The sequence below is a fragment of the Octadecabacter algicola genome (assembly GCF_021532625.1).
Taxonomy (GTDB): Bacteria; Pseudomonadota; Alphaproteobacteria; order Rhodobacterales; family Rhodobacteraceae; genus Octadecabacter; species Octadecabacter algicola.
On sequence record NZ_JAKGAR010000001.1, the window covers coordinates 1,242,832 to 1,258,221 of the forward strand.

At 55.5% G+C, this 15,390-nt stretch carries 18 protein-coding genes and 1 other RNA gene; 7 read left to right on the plus strand and 12 right to left on the minus strand.

The features are described 5' to 3' along the window. The 3 genes from L0666_RS06130 to L0666_RS06140 form a co-directional block, all read right to left on the minus strand. Entirely contained in the window at positions 1–1,338 is a 1,338-nt protein-coding gene (locus tag L0666_RS06130; protein ID WP_235259423.1) for an 8-oxoguanine deaminase, read from the minus strand. A 92-nt stretch (positions 1,339–1,430) separates the two neighbouring features. Continuing rightward, on the minus strand, positions 1,431–2,252 hold the full coding sequence (locus L0666_RS06135) for an inositol monophosphatase family protein (RefSeq protein WP_235259424.1): 822 nt from the start codon (positions 2,250–2,252) through the stop codon (positions 1,431–1,433). 69 nt (positions 2,253–2,321) lie between these two features. Then, positions 2,322–2,690, minus strand: a complete 369-nt coding sequence (locus L0666_RS06140) for a helix-turn-helix domain-containing protein (protein ID WP_235259425.1) — start codon at positions 2,688–2,690, stop codon at positions 2,322–2,324. Between the two features lie 283 nt (positions 2,691–2,973). Here L0666_RS06140 and L0666_RS06145 point away from each other — a divergent pair, with 283 nt between their 5' ends. Continuing rightward, complete coding sequence (locus L0666_RS06145) at positions 2,974–3,930, plus strand: NADPH:quinone oxidoreductase family protein (protein ID WP_235259570.1); 957 nt, start codon at positions 2,974–2,976, stop codon at positions 3,928–3,930. Here the strand turns inward: L0666_RS06145 and L0666_RS06150 are convergent. Then, positions 3,927–4,808: a LysR family transcriptional regulator gene (locus L0666_RS06150; protein WP_235259426.1), complete on the minus strand. Its 882-nt coding sequence runs from the start codon at positions 4,806–4,808 to the stop codon at positions 3,927–3,929. The genes L0666_RS06145 and L0666_RS06150 overlap by 4 nt on opposite strands. Positions 4,809–4,922: 114 nt before the next feature. Between L0666_RS06150 and L0666_RS06155 the strand changes: the two genes are divergently transcribed. The 3 genes from L0666_RS06155 to L0666_RS06165 all read left to right on the plus strand — a co-directional run bounded on the left by L0666_RS06155 (position 4,923) and on the right by L0666_RS06165 (position 6,870). Then, positions 4,923–5,129, plus strand: coding sequence for a DUF1127 domain-containing protein (locus tag L0666_RS06155; RefSeq protein WP_235259427.1), 207 nt, complete (start codon positions 4,923–4,925; stop codon positions 5,127–5,129). A gap of 181 nt (positions 5,130–5,310) precedes the next feature. Continuing rightward, positions 5,311–6,051 (plus strand): Bax inhibitor-1/YccA family protein, encoded by a 741-nt coding sequence (locus L0666_RS06160; RefSeq protein WP_216036306.1) that lies wholly within the window; start codon positions 5,311–5,313, stop codon positions 6,049–6,051. Positions 6,052–6,285: 234 nt separating this feature from the next. Continuing rightward, positions 6,286–6,870: a hypothetical protein gene (locus L0666_RS06165; RefSeq protein ID WP_235259428.1), complete on the plus strand. Its 585-nt coding sequence runs from the start codon at positions 6,286–6,288 to the stop codon at positions 6,868–6,870. Between the two features lie 68 nt (positions 6,871–6,938). Here L0666_RS06165 and rpmG read toward each other — a convergent pair whose 3' ends face one another. The 8 genes from rpmG to L0666_RS06205 form a co-directional block, all read right to left on the minus strand. Then, positions 6,939–7,106 carry a 50S ribosomal protein L33 gene (gene rpmG / locus L0666_RS06170; protein WP_048597310.1) on the minus strand — a complete coding sequence of 56 codons (168 nt, stop codon included), beginning with the start codon at positions 7,104–7,106 and terminating at the stop codon, positions 6,939–6,941. A 97-nt stretch (positions 7,107–7,203) separates the two neighbouring features. Further along, positions 7,204–8,235: an L-glyceraldehyde 3-phosphate reductase gene (gene mgrA / locus L0666_RS06175; RefSeq protein ID WP_235259429.1), complete on the minus strand. Its 1,032-nt coding sequence runs from the start codon at positions 8,233–8,235 to the stop codon at positions 7,204–7,206. A 155-nt stretch (positions 8,236–8,390) separates the two neighbouring features. Next, positions 8,391–8,772, minus strand: an RNA gene (gene rnpB, locus L0666_RS06180) — RNase P RNA component class A. A 12-nt stretch (positions 8,773–8,784) separates the two neighbouring features. Then, complete coding sequence (locus L0666_RS06185) at positions 8,785–9,462, minus strand: N-acetylmuramoyl-L-alanine amidase (RefSeq protein WP_235259430.1); 678 nt, start codon at positions 9,460–9,462, stop codon at positions 8,785–8,787. A 2-nt stretch (positions 9,463–9,464) separates the two neighbouring features. Continuing rightward, positions 9,465–10,148: a hypothetical protein gene (locus L0666_RS06190; RefSeq protein ID WP_235259431.1), complete on the minus strand. Its 684-nt coding sequence runs from the start codon at positions 10,146–10,148 to the stop codon at positions 9,465–9,467. Positions 10,149–10,207: 59 nt separating this feature from the next. Further along, positions 10,208–11,686 carry an Asp-tRNA(Asn)/Glu-tRNA(Gln) amidotransferase subunit GatA gene (gatA, locus tag L0666_RS06195; RefSeq protein ID WP_235259432.1) on the minus strand — a complete coding sequence of 493 codons (1,479 nt, stop codon included), beginning with the start codon at positions 11,684–11,686 and terminating at the stop codon, positions 10,208–10,210. Further along, positions 11,686–11,973 (minus strand): Asp-tRNA(Asn)/Glu-tRNA(Gln) amidotransferase subunit GatC, encoded by a 288-nt coding sequence (gene gatC, locus L0666_RS06200; protein ID WP_235259433.1) that lies wholly within the window; start codon positions 11,971–11,973, stop codon positions 11,686–11,688. The genes gatA and gatC overlap by 1 nt, the downstream gene beginning before the upstream one ends. Positions 11,974–12,042: 69 nt before the next feature. Next, the gene (locus L0666_RS06205) at positions 12,043–12,498 is read right to left on the minus strand and encodes a nucleoside deaminase (RefSeq protein ID WP_235259434.1); all 456 of its coding nucleotides are present in this window, start codon (positions 12,496–12,498) and stop codon (positions 12,043–12,045) included. Between the two features lie 118 nt (positions 12,499–12,616). On the opposite strand from L0666_RS06205, the gene L0666_RS06210 reads away from it, so the two are divergent. The 3 genes from L0666_RS06210 (at position 12,617) to L0666_RS06220 (ending at position 15,386) form a co-directional block, all read left to right on the plus strand. After that, positions 12,617–13,336 carry a class I SAM-dependent methyltransferase gene (locus L0666_RS06210; protein ID WP_235259435.1) on the plus strand — a complete coding sequence of 240 codons (720 nt, stop codon included), beginning with the start codon at positions 12,617–12,619 and terminating at the stop codon, positions 13,334–13,336. Between the two features lie 27 nt (positions 13,337–13,363). Further along, positions 13,364–14,233, plus strand: coding sequence for a pseudouridine synthase (locus L0666_RS06215; protein ID WP_235259436.1), 870 nt, complete (start codon positions 13,364–13,366; stop codon positions 14,231–14,233). A gap of 280 nt (positions 14,234–14,513) precedes the next feature. After that, complete coding sequence (locus L0666_RS06220; protein ID WP_235259437.1) at positions 14,514–15,386, plus strand: 5-bromo-4-chloroindolyl phosphate hydrolysis family protein; 873 nt, start codon at positions 14,514–14,516, stop codon at positions 15,384–15,386. The last annotated feature ends 4 nt before the right edge of the window (positions 15,387–15,390 follow it).

The window sequence follows — 15,390 nt, forward strand, 5'->3', positions numbered from 1 at the left end:
TCATCCTTGTAGCTTTTGAACCAATTGGTTTTGACGTTTTATAGCACGCCCCAGATCAAAACTCACCACCACGCCGTCCTCAACGACGCGACGCCCCTCAACCAGCAGGTCGCGCACTTTGGTTGGACCAGCCAAAAGGAGTGCAGCTGGGTCCCACGACCCCGCACTTTCGACACCCGTTGTGTCCCAGATCGCGATGTCTGCACGTTTTCCGACAGCAATTTGCCCGCAGTCATCACGGCCCAATACCTCTGCTCCGCCGCGTGTGGCGATCTCCAGTGCCTCGCGTGCGGACATTGCGTCGGCCCCTTGTGCGACACGCTGCAACAACATGGTTTGGCGGGCCTCTCCGATCAATGATCCAGCGTCATTGGAAGCGGATCCGTCCACCCCCAGACCAACCGGAACACCCGCATCCCGCATCGCCCGAACAGGCGCGATACCCGACCCAAGGCGGCAGTTCGAACAAGGGCAGTGAGCGACACCCGTTTTGGTTCGTGCAAATAAATCAATATCTTGCCCATCGAGCTTCACGCAGTGTGCGTGCCAAACATCAGGCCCTGTCCAACCGAGGTCTTCGGCGTATTGCCCCGGTCGGCAACCGAATTTTTCAAGGCTATATGCAATGTCCTCGTCGTTTTCAGCCAGATGGGTATGCAACATCACGCCTTTGTCCCGTGCGAGGATCGCTGCGTTACGCATCAAATCGCGACTGACCGAGAACGGCGAACATGGCGCCACACCGACGCGCACCATCGCGCCCTCGCTTGCATCATGGTGAGCGTCGATCACACGAATGCAGTCTTCGAGAATGGCAGCTTCTTTTTCGACCAGCGTGTCAGGCGGAAGTCCGCCATCGTTTTCGCCGATGCTCATCGCGCCACGGGTGGGATGGAACCGCAAACCGACTTCAGACGCCGCTGCAATCGTATCGTCTAAACGTGATCCGTTGGGATAAAGGTAAAGATGATCAGACGTCATCGTGCAACCAGACAACGCCAGTTCTGCTAGCCCCACTTGGGCAGAGATGAACATCTCTTCGGGGCCAAATCGCGCCCAAATCGGATAGAGCGTCTGCAGCCAGCCAAATAGCAAAGCGTCTTGGCCACCCGGTACGGCGCGGGTCAATGTTTGGTATAGATGGTGGTGTGTATTGACCAACCCAGGCGTCACGACACAGCCAGCGGCGTTGATAATATCGGCGGTTCCGGCCTCAAGACCAAACCCGATTTCAGCGATAGTGCCGTTCGAAATTAAGACATCTGCGCCCGCCAATTCGCGGCGTGTGTCGTCCATTGTCAGGACTGTCGAAGCACCCTTAATCAAAACATCAGGCATAAGCCCCCCTTTCGATCCCGTTCGGCAAGGAAGATGTCGCCAGAACGGGTAAGGACGCGACGGTTTGAATTAACGAAAAATCAAGGCTGTTTTCAAGTCATCGATGCGTTTGACAGTATCTCAAGCGCGCGTGCGTGGATGTCCGCGTTTGCGGCGGCCAAGACCTGCCCACCTTCATGGGCCGGGCCGCCCTGCCAGTTTGTCACGACACCGCCTGCGGCTTGGATCACTGCAATGGGTGCTTGGATATCATATGGGCTAAGGCTTGCTTCAACGACCAGATCAATCTGCCCCGCAGCCAGAAGCGCATAAGCGTAACAATCCATACCGTAACGCGTCAGCTTACAGTGAGAGGCAACCGACCTGAACGCGGCGCCCTCGGCCATTGTGCCGACTTCTGGGAAAGTGGTCAAAATCGTAGCATCCGCCAGATCAGTTGTCGTTTTGGTGCCAAACGCAGCAATCCCCATGGGGCCAACAACTTCGCCAATGCCAAAGCCGCCTTCAAATCGTTCGCCGATATAGGGTTGATCGATGATTCCGTAGATCGGGCCACTGGCATCACGCACCGAGATCAGAACACCCCAAGTTGGTGTGCCACTAATGAACCCGCGTGTGCCGTCAATCGGATCAAGAACCCATTGCAGCCCGCTGGACCCGTCTTTGGTTCCGAATTCTTCGCCCAAGATGCTGTCATCTGGACGCAGCCGCGCCAAAACTTCTCGCATGGCCAGTTCGGCAGCGCGATCGGCTTCTGTAACGGGATCAAACCCGTCGGCTTCTTTGTTGTCAGATACAATCCCTGTCCGAAACAGGGGTAGGATGGCAGCGCGCGCAGCATCAGCCAATGCGTGCCCGCAGGCACGCAAAGCTGTCTGATCGTCCGAGCTCAACGTAATTTGTTTTAGGGTCATTGTGCCCCCCCTTTGGCTGCCTGTGTCCCAGCGGTAGCGGGACTGGCAGTCAAAGGTCAAGAGGGTCGCTTAAGCGGCTTCGCTTAGGACACGTGCCAGATCGAACAACCGGCGACGCTGGTTTTCGGGAATGGCATAGTAAGAGCGCAGCAAATCCAACGCTTCTTTGTCGGACAGGACATCACTTGGCATGTCTGATCCGTCTGCTTCGATCAACGCGGCATCCAGACCTTCGAAGAAGAAAGAGACGTCGACACCCAGAGCATGAGCGATATCCCAAAGACGGGACGCACTAACACGGTTCATGCCAGTTTCGTACTTTTGAATCTGCTGGAATTTGATTCCAACTTGGTCGGCCAACTGCTGCTGAGTTGTACCACTTACCCAACGGCGATGGCGAATGCGTTTACCAACATGGACGTCAACTGGGTGCTTCATATACTGGTTCCTGTTCTTTCGGCCTGTCCAGGCAACTGGCTTCGCTGTACCTTGCAGACTATTAGGGTGACAGATTTCTCTGCTGATAAGCCTTTACACGACACCAGACGCGGAACACGCAAGGGTTGCACGCCGACCCCTATCCTTTAGGACAGGTTTTGCATCTGTTACCCTGTCGAAAAGGATAGTCTTCCGTTTCTTTGGCCAAAAATAGCCTCCTAATTAACCCGCCCCAATTCAGTATCCCGCCGACTCAAAAGGGTTTAATTCCATGAAAGATCACATGCGCGCCTATCAAGTTATCAAGTCCGGAGCCCTACCTGAGACCGTAAACGCCTCGATTCCAACTCCCGCAGAAGGCGAAGTCTTACTCAAGATCGAGGCCTGCGGGCTCAACTTTGCTGACCTCTTGATGGCCAAAGGCACGTACCAAGACACACCGGACGCGCCATTTACACTGGGAATGGAAGTCTGCGGCACGGTCCTGGCACAAGGTCCGGGTGTAACGACACCGGCCATTGGTGCGCGGGTTGCTGTATTCGGCGGACAAGGCGGGCTGGCGGAACAGGGCGTCTTCCCTGCTGATCTGTGCCAACAAGTGCCGGACGGTATGACATCTGAACAAGCTGCTGGCTTCCAAGTCGCCTATGGCACCTCCCATTTGGCGCTAACGCGTCGTGCCCAGCTGCAAGCCCATGAGACATTGTTGGTACTGGGCGCTGCGGGCGGGGTTGGCCTGACAGCTGTTGAAGTTGGTAAGGCGCTTGGGGCAACCGTGATTGCCGTTGCCCGCGGCAAGGAAAAGTGCGCGGTCGCCAAGGCCGCAGGGGCTGATCATGTTTTTGATGCAAGCGCGGACATCACGGCCGAAGTCAAAGCATTGGGCGGCGCCGATGTGGTTTATGATCCTGTGGGCGGTGATGCCTTTACCGCTGCGATGCGGGCAACCAACCGCGAGGGACGCATTCTGACAATCGGATTTGCCAGCGGCGATGTTCCACCGATTCCCGCCAACCACCTTTTGGTGAAGAACATTAGCGTAATAGGCTTCTATTGGGGCGGTTATCTCAAATTTAACCCTGAAGCGCTCACAACCAGCATGGCAGAGCTGTTTACGATGTTCTCACAGGGACGCCTTGCGCCCCACGTCAGCCACGTTTTGCCCCTTTCGCAAGCGGGTGATGCGCTGGAGCTTTTGCGCAGCCGCAAAAGCACCGGCAAAGTTGTCGTCACGCCCTAGGCGCGCAAACGAGTGTCCTCAACCGCCCATTCTGACATGTAGGAATGACGGATCATGTCATAGAGGGCGGCCTGAACAGGATCGGATTTGGACTGCATATACAGGACAATCTGTGATTTCCCTGGATCTGGCAGGTTTGCCTCCGCAGGGATCGGAACTGTTTGACGGGCATAGACGCCTTTGATGACGGCGTGCACGGCCAAGTCTGCACTCACCACCGCTTGGATGGCCGTGTCCGTATGAGAATCAACGATCATTTCCCATTCGAATTTGGCGTCGTCCATGCGCTTCAAAACACCCGCACGGAAAATGCAGTTGCTGCAAAACGCGACAGGAAGTGGGCGTTGTTTCCATGCGTTGCCCCCTTGGGACCCGACCCAGACCAACGGCAAAGTGACGAGCGACTCGCCCCCTGGGCCAGGTTCCGCTTCGGTGGTGATAATCGCGTCGCACTCGCCGCGATCAAACATCTCGCGCAGGACGCGCGTCGGTTCTGACACCAAATGAATCTTCATACGTGGAAAGTCAGACGCAAAGCGGCGCAGCACCGCAGGAATATAGGGATCGATAATGTCGTGCGGCACACCGAGGGTGATCTCTCCTTCGAAATCATCCGCCGTGAGCCGCTGTAAGGCTTCGTCGTTCAACGCCAGCATCCGGCGTGCATAACTGAGAAGCTGTTCACCTTCGGGCGTGACGCCAATTTGGCGGGCAGACCGATCCAGAAGCGACGCCCCAAGGCTTTCTTCCAATCGCTTTAGCTGCATGGAAACCGCCGATTGCGTCAGGTGCAGAACTCCAGCGGCTTTCGTCACGCCACCCGCATCTGCAACCGTCACAAAAGACCGCAGCGCCGTCATGTCTAAATTTCTCGCCATATCAAATATCCTGATGTTTCATCTATCAATCATTCATTTCACTTATGTCATGAGATCGTGGATATATCAACGTACAACATATGAATAACGCAACACATCACGAAAGGACTTGTAATGACACAATCAATTAGCCGCGCAGAATGCCTGCCACGCACCACATCCCAACCCGCTCCGCGCACGACCCTTGGCACTTACATGGCCGTCTGGAAACAACGCCGCGAACTGGCGTCCATGGATGTTAACCGCCTGAAAGATCTTGGCATTTCCCCAAGAGATGCCGCGAAAGAGGCAACACGCCCGTTCTGGGACCTGCCACATTGACCCCGAAAACGCGGCGCTAAGCGCACTTCCGGCCAAATTCACACCGATTTGCAGCAAAGCGCCGCTGGTTTCCCTTGAAAATCAGGGCAAACGTGCCAATATCCAATCCAAGGGAGTTCATCAGAGGCGTTGTGCCTCTTTTCGGGCCCGTATTTTTAACGTTCACCCCTGGAGGGACTTCATGGCCGACTATAGAAACCCGCAGATGACAGCTGGAGCTGGCGTCCGCACCGCAGAAATCGACGCGGGCCTTCGCGCCCACATGAACAAGGTCTACGGGCTTATGTCCGCGGCCATGGTTGTCACAGCAGCGATTGCCTACTTCATTGGCACAAACAACGCAGCGCTGGCAACAATCTACAACACACCGCTGTTCTACGCCGTGGTCTTTGGCCCGCTGGCCTTGGTTCTGGTGCTGAACTTCAGCTTCGCCCGCCTTTCGGTCGGCGCGTTGAACGGCATCTTCTGGGGCTACGCAGCCCTCACTGGCGCTTCGCTCGCAGTGATCTTTGCTATGTTCAACTTGGGCGAGATCTTCTTGGCTTTCGGCATTACGTCTGTCGCCTTCCTTGGATTGTCGCTGACTGGCTACACCACAAAACGTGATCTTGGGCCAATGGGTGCCTTCTTGATCATGGGTGCATGGGGCCTTGTTGCTTTGTCGCTCGTGTCTTGGATCTTCGGCTTCAGCTTTAGCGGCATGTCATTCTTCATCAACGTTGCCGCGCTGGTGATCTTTGCAGGGCTCACAGCCTACTACACGCAGAGCATCAAAAACGAATACCTGCAGGCCCGTCAGTACGGTGGTCCAGAAGCAGAGCAGTACCTTGAAAAAGCCGCCATCGTTGGCGCGTTGAGCCTCTACATCTCGTTCATTGCGATGTTCCGCTCTATCCTGTTCTTGCTGTCGTCCAACGACTAAAGACCAGCACAACCAAATCCAAAGGGCCGCCTCGGATCAATTGTCCGGGGCGGCCTTTTTTTATTCTAAGACCCGTTAGGCGCCCCCAAAACCCACGCCGCGGCGGCGGTAACCTGCTTGATTACGGCACGCCCCTCCCCGCCCGTTTCTTTGCGACATCCGAGTTGTTAGCATTCCGTACACAGGCGCAGGCGTCTGGACTTGGGGCGATATGGGGCGAGACTCTTGAATTTGATGAAGCGGCTCTTCGGCGATGGCCAACAGGAACAGACCACTTTGGTCCGCTCTGAACTTGCGGCCGCCGATCCTGCCAAAGTGGCTGGTCCATGGGCTCACATCGCCGCTTTGGGCATCCCTTATATCAAAGCGCTCGGGTTTGACCGTGTCAGCGAAGACATGCTGGTTGTGACCAGTAACGGCCAGAGTGTGATCTGCGGCCAAACGGGCGACATCATTTACCGCAACCGTGATGAAGATGGGTTCGACGCTGAGGCGCTTAAGGGGACCCGTTTAGATCACCCTGCAAACGAACGCTTTGACATGGCAGGGCCGTTCGGTGGGGGTCTACGGACCCGCCTTAAGGATGGATGGAAGGTCGAACAATTGGACCAATACCGCGTCCTGACGCCAGCTCTTGGATCGATCCACTTTCGCGGTCCGTCGTGGGACGGGCAGGACCACGACGACACCTTCCATCTCTTGGATCGCTCTGGCGATAGCTTGCAGGTTCTTGGCTTTTCATGGACGGGGCGCACTCTTGTCTGCGCAACATCAAAAACCTTGAACATCTGGGCCCGCCCTGCCCCCTTGACCCTCTGACAAACGAAAACGGGCCGCCGCAGAAATTAATCTGGGGCGACCCGTAAATCCGACCTAGAAAGGCGATCTTACTTGATCTTGCCTTCTTTGTATTCGACGTGCTTACGGATAACTGGGTCGTATTTGTTAACGACCATTTTTTCAGTCATCGTACGTGCGTTCTTTTTGGTCACATAGAAGTGGCCAGTGCCTGCAGTGGAGTTCAGGCGGATTTTAATCGTGGTTGGCTTCGCCATGGTGTGTCTCCGGCTTCGCGCGGCAAAATGCGACGCGTAAATTGAATCTGAACCCGCCTTTTAGGGGGTTTGCCCACCGAGTCAACAGCAATCGGCGCTAAACATCCTCCGAAGACGTCGCCCAGAGGTTTAAGCCTTTATCGCCCGCGAATTTATCGATCTCAGACAACTCTTCTGCGGTGAACTCCAAATTCGAAACCGCACCCGCGCAATCCACAATTTGGCTGGCTTTAGACGCACCAATCAGGGCCGTTGTGATGCCATCGTCGCGCAACACCCAAGCGATCGCCATCTGTGCCAGTGTTTGTCCGCGTGCCTCAGCAATTGCGTTAAGGCCCTTGAGGGATGCAATCATCTCATCCGTTATCGCGGCTGCATCAAGCGAGCTGTCCTGCGTCGCACGGCTCCCTTCGGGAATGCCGCCAAGGTACTTTTTCGTCAAAAGCCCTTGCGCCAGTGGGGTAAAAGCGATCGATCCAACCCCAAGTTCGTTCAGCGTGTCCTTAAGGCCATCACGTTCTACCCAACGGTTCAGCATGTTGTAGCTGGGTTGGTGGATCAAACAGGGCGTCCCAAGGTCCTCAAGGATCGTTACGGCCTCACGGGTGCGTTCGGAATTATAGGATGAGATGCCAACGTAGAGAGCCCGGCCTGACCGCACGATATGATCCAGCGCGCCCATGGTTTCTTCAAGCGGTGTATCGGGATCAAAACGGTGCGAATAAAAGATGTCTACGTAGTCAACACCAAGCCGTTTCAAGGATTGGTCACAGGATGAAATCAGATATTTGCGGCTGCCCATTTCACCGTAAGGGCCATCCCACATATGATAGCCTGCCTTGGAACTGATTATCAGTTCATCACGGTAACCTTTGAAATCTGTCTTGAGGATTTCACCAAAGGCTTCCTCGGCGCTGCCTGCCGGAGGACCATAGTTATTTGCGAGGTCAAAATGCGTAATTCCGTGGTCAAACGCAGTCTGGCACATTTCGCGTTTGGCATCATGCGGCGTTGCCCCACCGAAATTGTGCCAGAGGCCAAAGGAAACAGCGGGCAGCTTTAACCCAGAGTTACCGCAGCGGCGGTAGGTCATCTTGGAATAGCGATCGGCGGCGGGTGTATATGACATCTGGATGCTCCTATTTGCTTGGAGTTTGAGCGAGCGAGGCGGCGGGATCAAGACTGATCATGGTGATCAGTCACTGAGTCACACTGTCTAAGCGGGCTGCGCCCTTGTAGACAAACATGCCTTTCCCATCCGTTTTTTTTGGCCTTAGATCAGAAATACGCGGAGGATCTATAAGCCGGATTTTGTTCCCCGCCGAAACGGTTCGATGACCATTCATCTAAGGTGCCTGTTACCAGACACCCTCTAGCTGCCAACCCGGACCTGCTCGGATCAAGACGATCCTGCGAAGGTTGCCCTTCACGCGCGGCCCCTATTTGGCATTGCTCCCGATGGGGCTTGCCGTGCCAGCGATGTTGCCACCGCCGCGGTGGTCTCTTACTCCACCGTTTCACCCTTACCCACACATGATGGGCGGTCTGTTCTCTGTGGCGCTGTCCGTCAGGTTACCCTGCCTGGGCGTTACCCAGCATCGTGCCTTGATGGAGTCCGGACTTTCCTCGAACAGGTTGCCCCGCTCGCGGTCATCCGATCCTCCGCGTAAGACGTGTCCTAAGAAGTGAGGTTGAACTTAGCAATAGGGAACCGCGCAGCAAGATCAGCGGCGATTGCACAATCCCACCCGTCCAGCGGGCCAACATGCCCCTGACGATGCCGCATCCGCAGCACTGAGATCAGAAGATCCAAGTCGATGCCGTCCCCATAGCCTATAGCCGACATGTCCGTGCGAAACGTGTCTTCGCTCACGGGGGCTGGCGTACTGGGGGATGCCATTACGGCTAGCCCTGTCCTTACCAAACGCGCCCAATCAAACCGCGAACCCGGATCAATCTTGCGACCCGGCGCAAGATCAGAATGGGCAATGACGCGGTCTGGACGGATCGCCCAGCGGTCCATGATTTTTGGGAGCAGTGTTTCGACGGCGTCCATCAGCGGAGCGGCAAACGGCGAGTACCCATCATTGGACAATTCAATCCCGATAGATCGGGAATTGACGTCCGTAACATCACCCCACGACCCTGCCCCCGCATGCCATGCACGTTGGTCTTCATCGACCAAAGATACGACCTCACCCTGTGGGGAAATCAAGTAATGGGCGGACACTTCTGCTTCTGGATTACACAACCAATCCCGCGCTTTGCGCCAGTCAGGCATCGCGGTGTAGTGCAAAACGATAATGTCGGGTGTCGCGCCGTCGCGGCGCGGACCGAAATTAGGCGAAAGACCCAATCTTAGTTTCCAGTTGCGACCGAACGGAACGCCTGAGGGTCCCAGCCGCATGCAAACCCGTCACCGTCAGGGTCAATGCCTAGACGGTCACGCTGTGGGCCGCCACGGGTCAAGAAATCGCGCTGCGCTTCGTCGGGAGTGCGGTACTTGGCGCAATTGCGCTGGAACCGGCTTTCTCCTGAAAAACCAGAGCGATCAAAGACGCCTTCGCCACGATTGTTTGGCGCTTGAAGGGCATAAAGCACGATGTTCGGTTCAACACGGCCATTGCGTACGGGTAATGCTGTCGCTTCGATCAACTGATACGCAGCAGCTTGGCGGGCACGGCGTTCAGCGTCGCTTTCGATGCTTTCGCGGCCAGATACGGCGCTGAAATCTTGTTCATCCGAGATGTCAGGGTTTGACGCCAGCGCGGTCTGCGGTTGAACAGGGTCCGGTGTGGTTGGTGTCGTTCCGATCCCAGCCTCAGCAAGCTCGCTTGTGGTGACAACATTCGTTGTTGGCTGCACAATCGGGCCAGTGGTCAGCGGCGGTGCCGTCCCTCTCAGCGCGGCCTCGCGGCGGGCGCGCTCAATTTCATAGTCAGCATAATCGCTAAAACCAACGCCAGCACCGCTGTCGGGAACCTGCGGTGCACAGGCCGTTAGGGCCAAAAGGCTCGCGCCAAGAATTGCAATCTTCTTCATATACTTTTCCACGAAAACGGCCTTGTCTGACTGACTTCAATCTGTTGCTTTAAGGCGGTTTACCACCAACGGCTTGGTTTTGCTACAAATTGCGCAGCTTTCTCAAGTGCATAGGCAGTATTCAGCAACTCGCCCTCTTCCCATGGACGGCCAATCAGCTGCAAACCAAGCGGCAAACCGTCTTTATCGACGCCTGCAGGCACAGCCACACCTGGTAGCCCTGCAAGGTTCACAGTCACTGTGAACACGTCGTTGAGATACATTTGCACCGGATCCGCATCCTTCATCGCGCCCAACTCGAATGCAGATGATGGTGTAGCAGGTGTCAGGATCGCATCTACACCGTCAGCGAACACGTTTTCAAAGTCGCGCTTGATCAACGCACGCACTTTGCGGGCGCGGTTATAATACGCGTCATAAAAACCAGCACTTAGGACGTATGTTCCGATCATCACACGGTTTTGCACTTCGTGACCAAACCCTTCGGCGCGGGTCTTTTCGTACATCTCGGTGATACCATCGCCCGCATCAAGTTTGGCACGGTGGCCAAAGCGCACCCCATCATATCGCGCTAGGTTCGACGATGCCTCAGCAGGCGCAATTACATAATACGCAGGAAGCGCGTATTTGGTGTGTGGTAGCGTAATATCGCGGATTTCGGCGCCTGCATCTTTCAACATTGCTGTGCCATCGGCCCAAAGTTTACTGATCTCTTCGGGCATGCCATCCATGCGGTATTCTTTTGGAATACCAATGACTTTGCCGCGAATATCACCTGTAAGGGCTGCCTCGAAATCGGGCACTGCGATATCCGCCGAAGTGGAATCTTTCGGATCGTGACCGGACATCGCGTTCAGCATGATCGCGCTGTCGCGCACGTCTTTGGTCATTGGGCCCGCTTGATCCAGTGAACTTGCGAACGCAACGATGCCCCATCGGGAAACACGTCCGTATGTTGGTTTGATGCCTGTGATACCAGCAAAAGCAGCAGGTTGACGGATAGATCCGCCAGTATCCGTGCCGGTCGCACCAAGACACAGATCAGCCGCCACAGCAGAGGCAGAGCCACCCGATGACCCACCAGGTGTCAATTCAGCAGCGTCGTTTCCGCGTTTCCACGGGTTCACAGCGTTGCCATAGACAGAAGTTTCGTTGGAAGACCCCATCGCGAATTCATCCATGTTGAGCTTACCCAACATGACAGCACCCTGCCCGAACAACTGCGTTGTTACTGTCGATTCATATTCGGGCTTAAACCCTTCAAGAATGCCGGACGCCGCTTGTGTCGCCACACCCTTGGTGCAGAACAAGTCTTTAATACCCAACGGAATACCATTCAGGTCTCCGCCGTCTTTGCGCGCATCTGCGGCCTTGGCTTGCTCCAGTGCAACCTCCGGCGTCTTGTGGACGAAAGCGTTCAATGTGCCGGCCTTGTCGATCTCGGACAGGCAAGCTTCGGTTAGCTCAACGGAGGTCACTTCGCCCTTTTTCAAGGCATCGCGCGCTTCGGAAATTTTTAGTTTGCTCAGCTCAGACATTATTCAACCACCTTTGGCACAGCAAAGAACCCTTCGCGGGCATCAGGAGCGTTTTTCAGAACGGCTTTTTGCTGATCGCCATCCGTCACTACATCGTCACGACGTTTCAGTCGCTGGGGTGTCACGGATGTCATCGGTTCGATTCCGTCAACATCAACTTCGTTCAGCTGTTCGATAAATCCAAGAATCGCGCTGAATTCATCGGCCAACTCTGGCAATTTGTCTTCTGGCACCTGAATGCGGGCAAGCTTTGCCACGCGGCGTGCGGTTTCCGTGTCGATGGACATGAAAGGTCTCCGGTTTGACTGTTAAGTTCGCTTTACCTGCGGCGCGGCGCGGCTTCAACCATTGTGGCGTCAGCGATCACGTTTTGCGGCAAAGAAACCCTTAAGCAACTCTTCTGAGGCTGTTGCGGACAGGCCATCATAGATTTCAGGCACGTGGTGGCATTGCGTATGTGCAAAAACCCGAGGCCCCTGCGCGACGCCGCCTGACTTCGGGTCTGCCGCCCCGTAATACAGCCGCGCAATACGCGCATTCGAGATAGCTGCTGCACACATCGGGCAAGGTTCAAGAGTCACATAAAGGTCGTGCCCCGTTAGGCGTTCTTGGCCCAATGCAGCGCATGCCGCGCGGATCGCTAGTATTTCTGCGTGCGCTGTCGGGTCGTTCAGTTCACGGGTGCGATTACCTGCGACGGCAATCACGTCACCGGATGGCGACACTACAACGGCGCCCACAGGCACTTCGCCACGTGCAGCGGCGGATTTAGCCTCTATTAGGGCGGCGTCCATGTGGCTTTTGAAACTCATGCGCTTTGATGGGCTAATGTGGACGACTTTTGCAAGGGGCGGGCACTTGGCGGATAAACTTGCGGCCAAAGGACAATGGGCCGTTTCCCTTGCTGCATGCCCTCGGTAGCATCGTCTTATGATTGATGATCCGTCCTATGACCCCGAAGACGTCGCCGCATTGTTTGACCGTTGTGCAGGAAATTATCGATGGTGGAGCAATGTTTCATCCTTTGGGTTCGTTGAACGGTGGCGCAAAGCCGCAGTGCGCCAAATTCCAAGTGACAATCCCGAAACTATCGTGGACCTGATGGCAGGCACCGGAGAGGCGTGGCCCCATATTTTGGCCCGTTACCCTGATGCCAAAGTCACCGCGATCGACATTTCCCATCAGATGCATCTGCACGCGCTGGACGTTTTGCATAAAGAACGCGCTGACAAGATTACACATATTGAAGCCAATGCGCTGACCACGCCTTTGCCTGACAGCATTGCGGATGTTGTGTTTTCTACGTTCGGCCTAAAGACTTTCAATCCCGAACAACACGTCATTCTAGCGGGCCAAGTCGCGCGATTGCTCAAGGACGGCGGCGCGTTTTCAATGATCGAAGCCTCTGATCCAAAAGGTTGGATTTTGCGCCCCTTTTATCGGTTCTACATGGATCGGGTGATCCCTTTAGTTGAGAAAATCTTCCTTAAGGGCGCCGAGGATTTCAGCATGGTTGGCCCCTATTCGAAGCGGTTTGGCGGCTGTGACGGTATTGCGGATGCATTACGCGCTGAGGGGCTTGAGGTGCAAATAAACCGCCACTTCTTTGGCTGTGCGACCTCTGTGTCGGGGCGAAAGCCTGTTGCGTGAAGGCGGCCGAGTGCTTAGGCGGACATCATGACAGATGAAAAGAACAAGACACCATCAGGTGATCGTATCGCAAAAGTTTTGGCGCGTGCTGGTATCGCCAGCCGCCGCGAGGCCGAAAAGATCATCGAAGCCGGACGTGTGACCGTGAATGGTAAAACCATTCTGACCCCTGCCCTGAATGTGACGCGGCGGGACCGCATTGTCGTGGATGGCAAAGAACTCGCCGAACCCGAAGCCCCGCGCATTTGGATTTATCATAAGCCAGCTGGACTGGTCACGACTGAGCGTGATGAAAAAGGCCGCGATACAGTGTTTGATGCGCTGCCCAAAGACATGCCTCGTGTGATGTCTGTCGGCCGCTTAGATATCAATTCAGAAGGGCTGCTGTTGTTGACCAACGACGGTGCCCTCAAGCGAACGATGGAGCTGCCCGCAACCGGATGGCTGCGCCGGTATCGCGTGCGGATCAAAGGGTCCCTTTCAGAGGCCAAACTGGACGAATTGCGCGCGGGAATCGAAGTCGATGGCGTCCGTTACGCCGGCGTCGAAGTGAAATTTGACCGCCAACAAGGCGCAAATGCGTGGCTAACTATGGGGTTACGTGAGGGCAAGAACCGCGAGATTCGACGCCTCATGGAAGCCCAAGGCGTGATCGTGAACCGATTGCTTCGCATCTCTTACGGGCCATTTCAGTTGGGCACTCTCAAACCCGGTGCCGTTGAAGAAGTAAAACAACGTATTGTGCGCGATCAGATGGGTCTGAGAGACGCTCCAAAGCCATCAAAACCCGTGCCAAAGGGCAAACGCCCACCGCCAAAACGCGGCACTGCTGCCTCTGCCAAGCGCCATACTGGCGGTTCAAGGGGTGGCGCAGGGGGGAAATCTGGCGACAGATGACCCTTGCCCAGATATTATGGCTGTGCATGGATAGGCGTGCTGATGAACGCAGCAAAGTTTGGGGGCACGTTTTTTGCCAGAGATTCAGGACTATTGCGCGCACTATTTACCGTGCGAAACGATGTCGTGGACTCGTAAGACGGTCGTAATGCCCCTATCCTTGTTAAAGATCGCGACTACTGGAGGCGCTTGTGCCTAAGACAACCAAGACAATATCTTTCGCATTGCTCATTGTGCTCATGCTTGGCGTGGTCACAGGCTGGCTTGGAGGGCTTTGAGCATGGCCAAGAAGTTTGGTGGAAAATTTAGCCCCGACGGAACAACGCAAGACGGCATCCGCGAGGCGGTCGTAGATCAGCGCAAGGTTAATGCGGCTGGCGCCAAGGCGAATTTGCTATTTGTACCAGGCGTCTTGCTGGCGTTCTTATCCTTGAACGAAGGCGCAACAGGTTTGCTGATGGGGCTTGGTGGCGCCGCGTTGATGTCTCTAGCAGCTTGGCTCACTCGGGATGGTATGCGCGCTGCGGCGGCTTATGACCTACGCAAAGTGGCGCGCAAGCCCAGCATTCCGCGCAAAATGATCGGGTCCGTACTGACCGGCCTTGGCGTTACTCTAGCGTCTTTAATGAATGATCCCAGCATGTTGGCGGCAATTCTTTATGGAATCGCTGCAGGCGGCCTACACACGATGGCTTTTGGCATCGACCCGCTGCGCGACAAGCGCATGGAAGGGATCGATACCTTCCAACAGGATCGCGTGGCAAAGGTCGTCGACGAAGCCGAGGCAAACCTAGCGTCGATGACGGACCACATCGCCAGCATTGGCGATCGCCACCTCGAAACCCGCACAGCGCAGTTTCAGGCGACTGCCCGCAAAATGATCCGCACAGTCGAAGAAGATCCGCGTGATCTAACCGGCGCTCGCAAATTTCTTGGCGTGTATTTGATGGGTGCGCGGGATGCGGCGGCAAAGTTCGCCGACCTTTACAAACGCCAACGCGATGAAACTGCACGCGCGGATTTTGAAAGCCTGCTCAGCGATCTTGAGCAGAACTTCGCCGCACGGACCGAAAAGCTGTTGCTCGATGACCGAAGCGACATGGATATTGAAATCAAAGTGCTGCGCGATCGATTGCAGCGAGAAGGCCTGTAAGCAG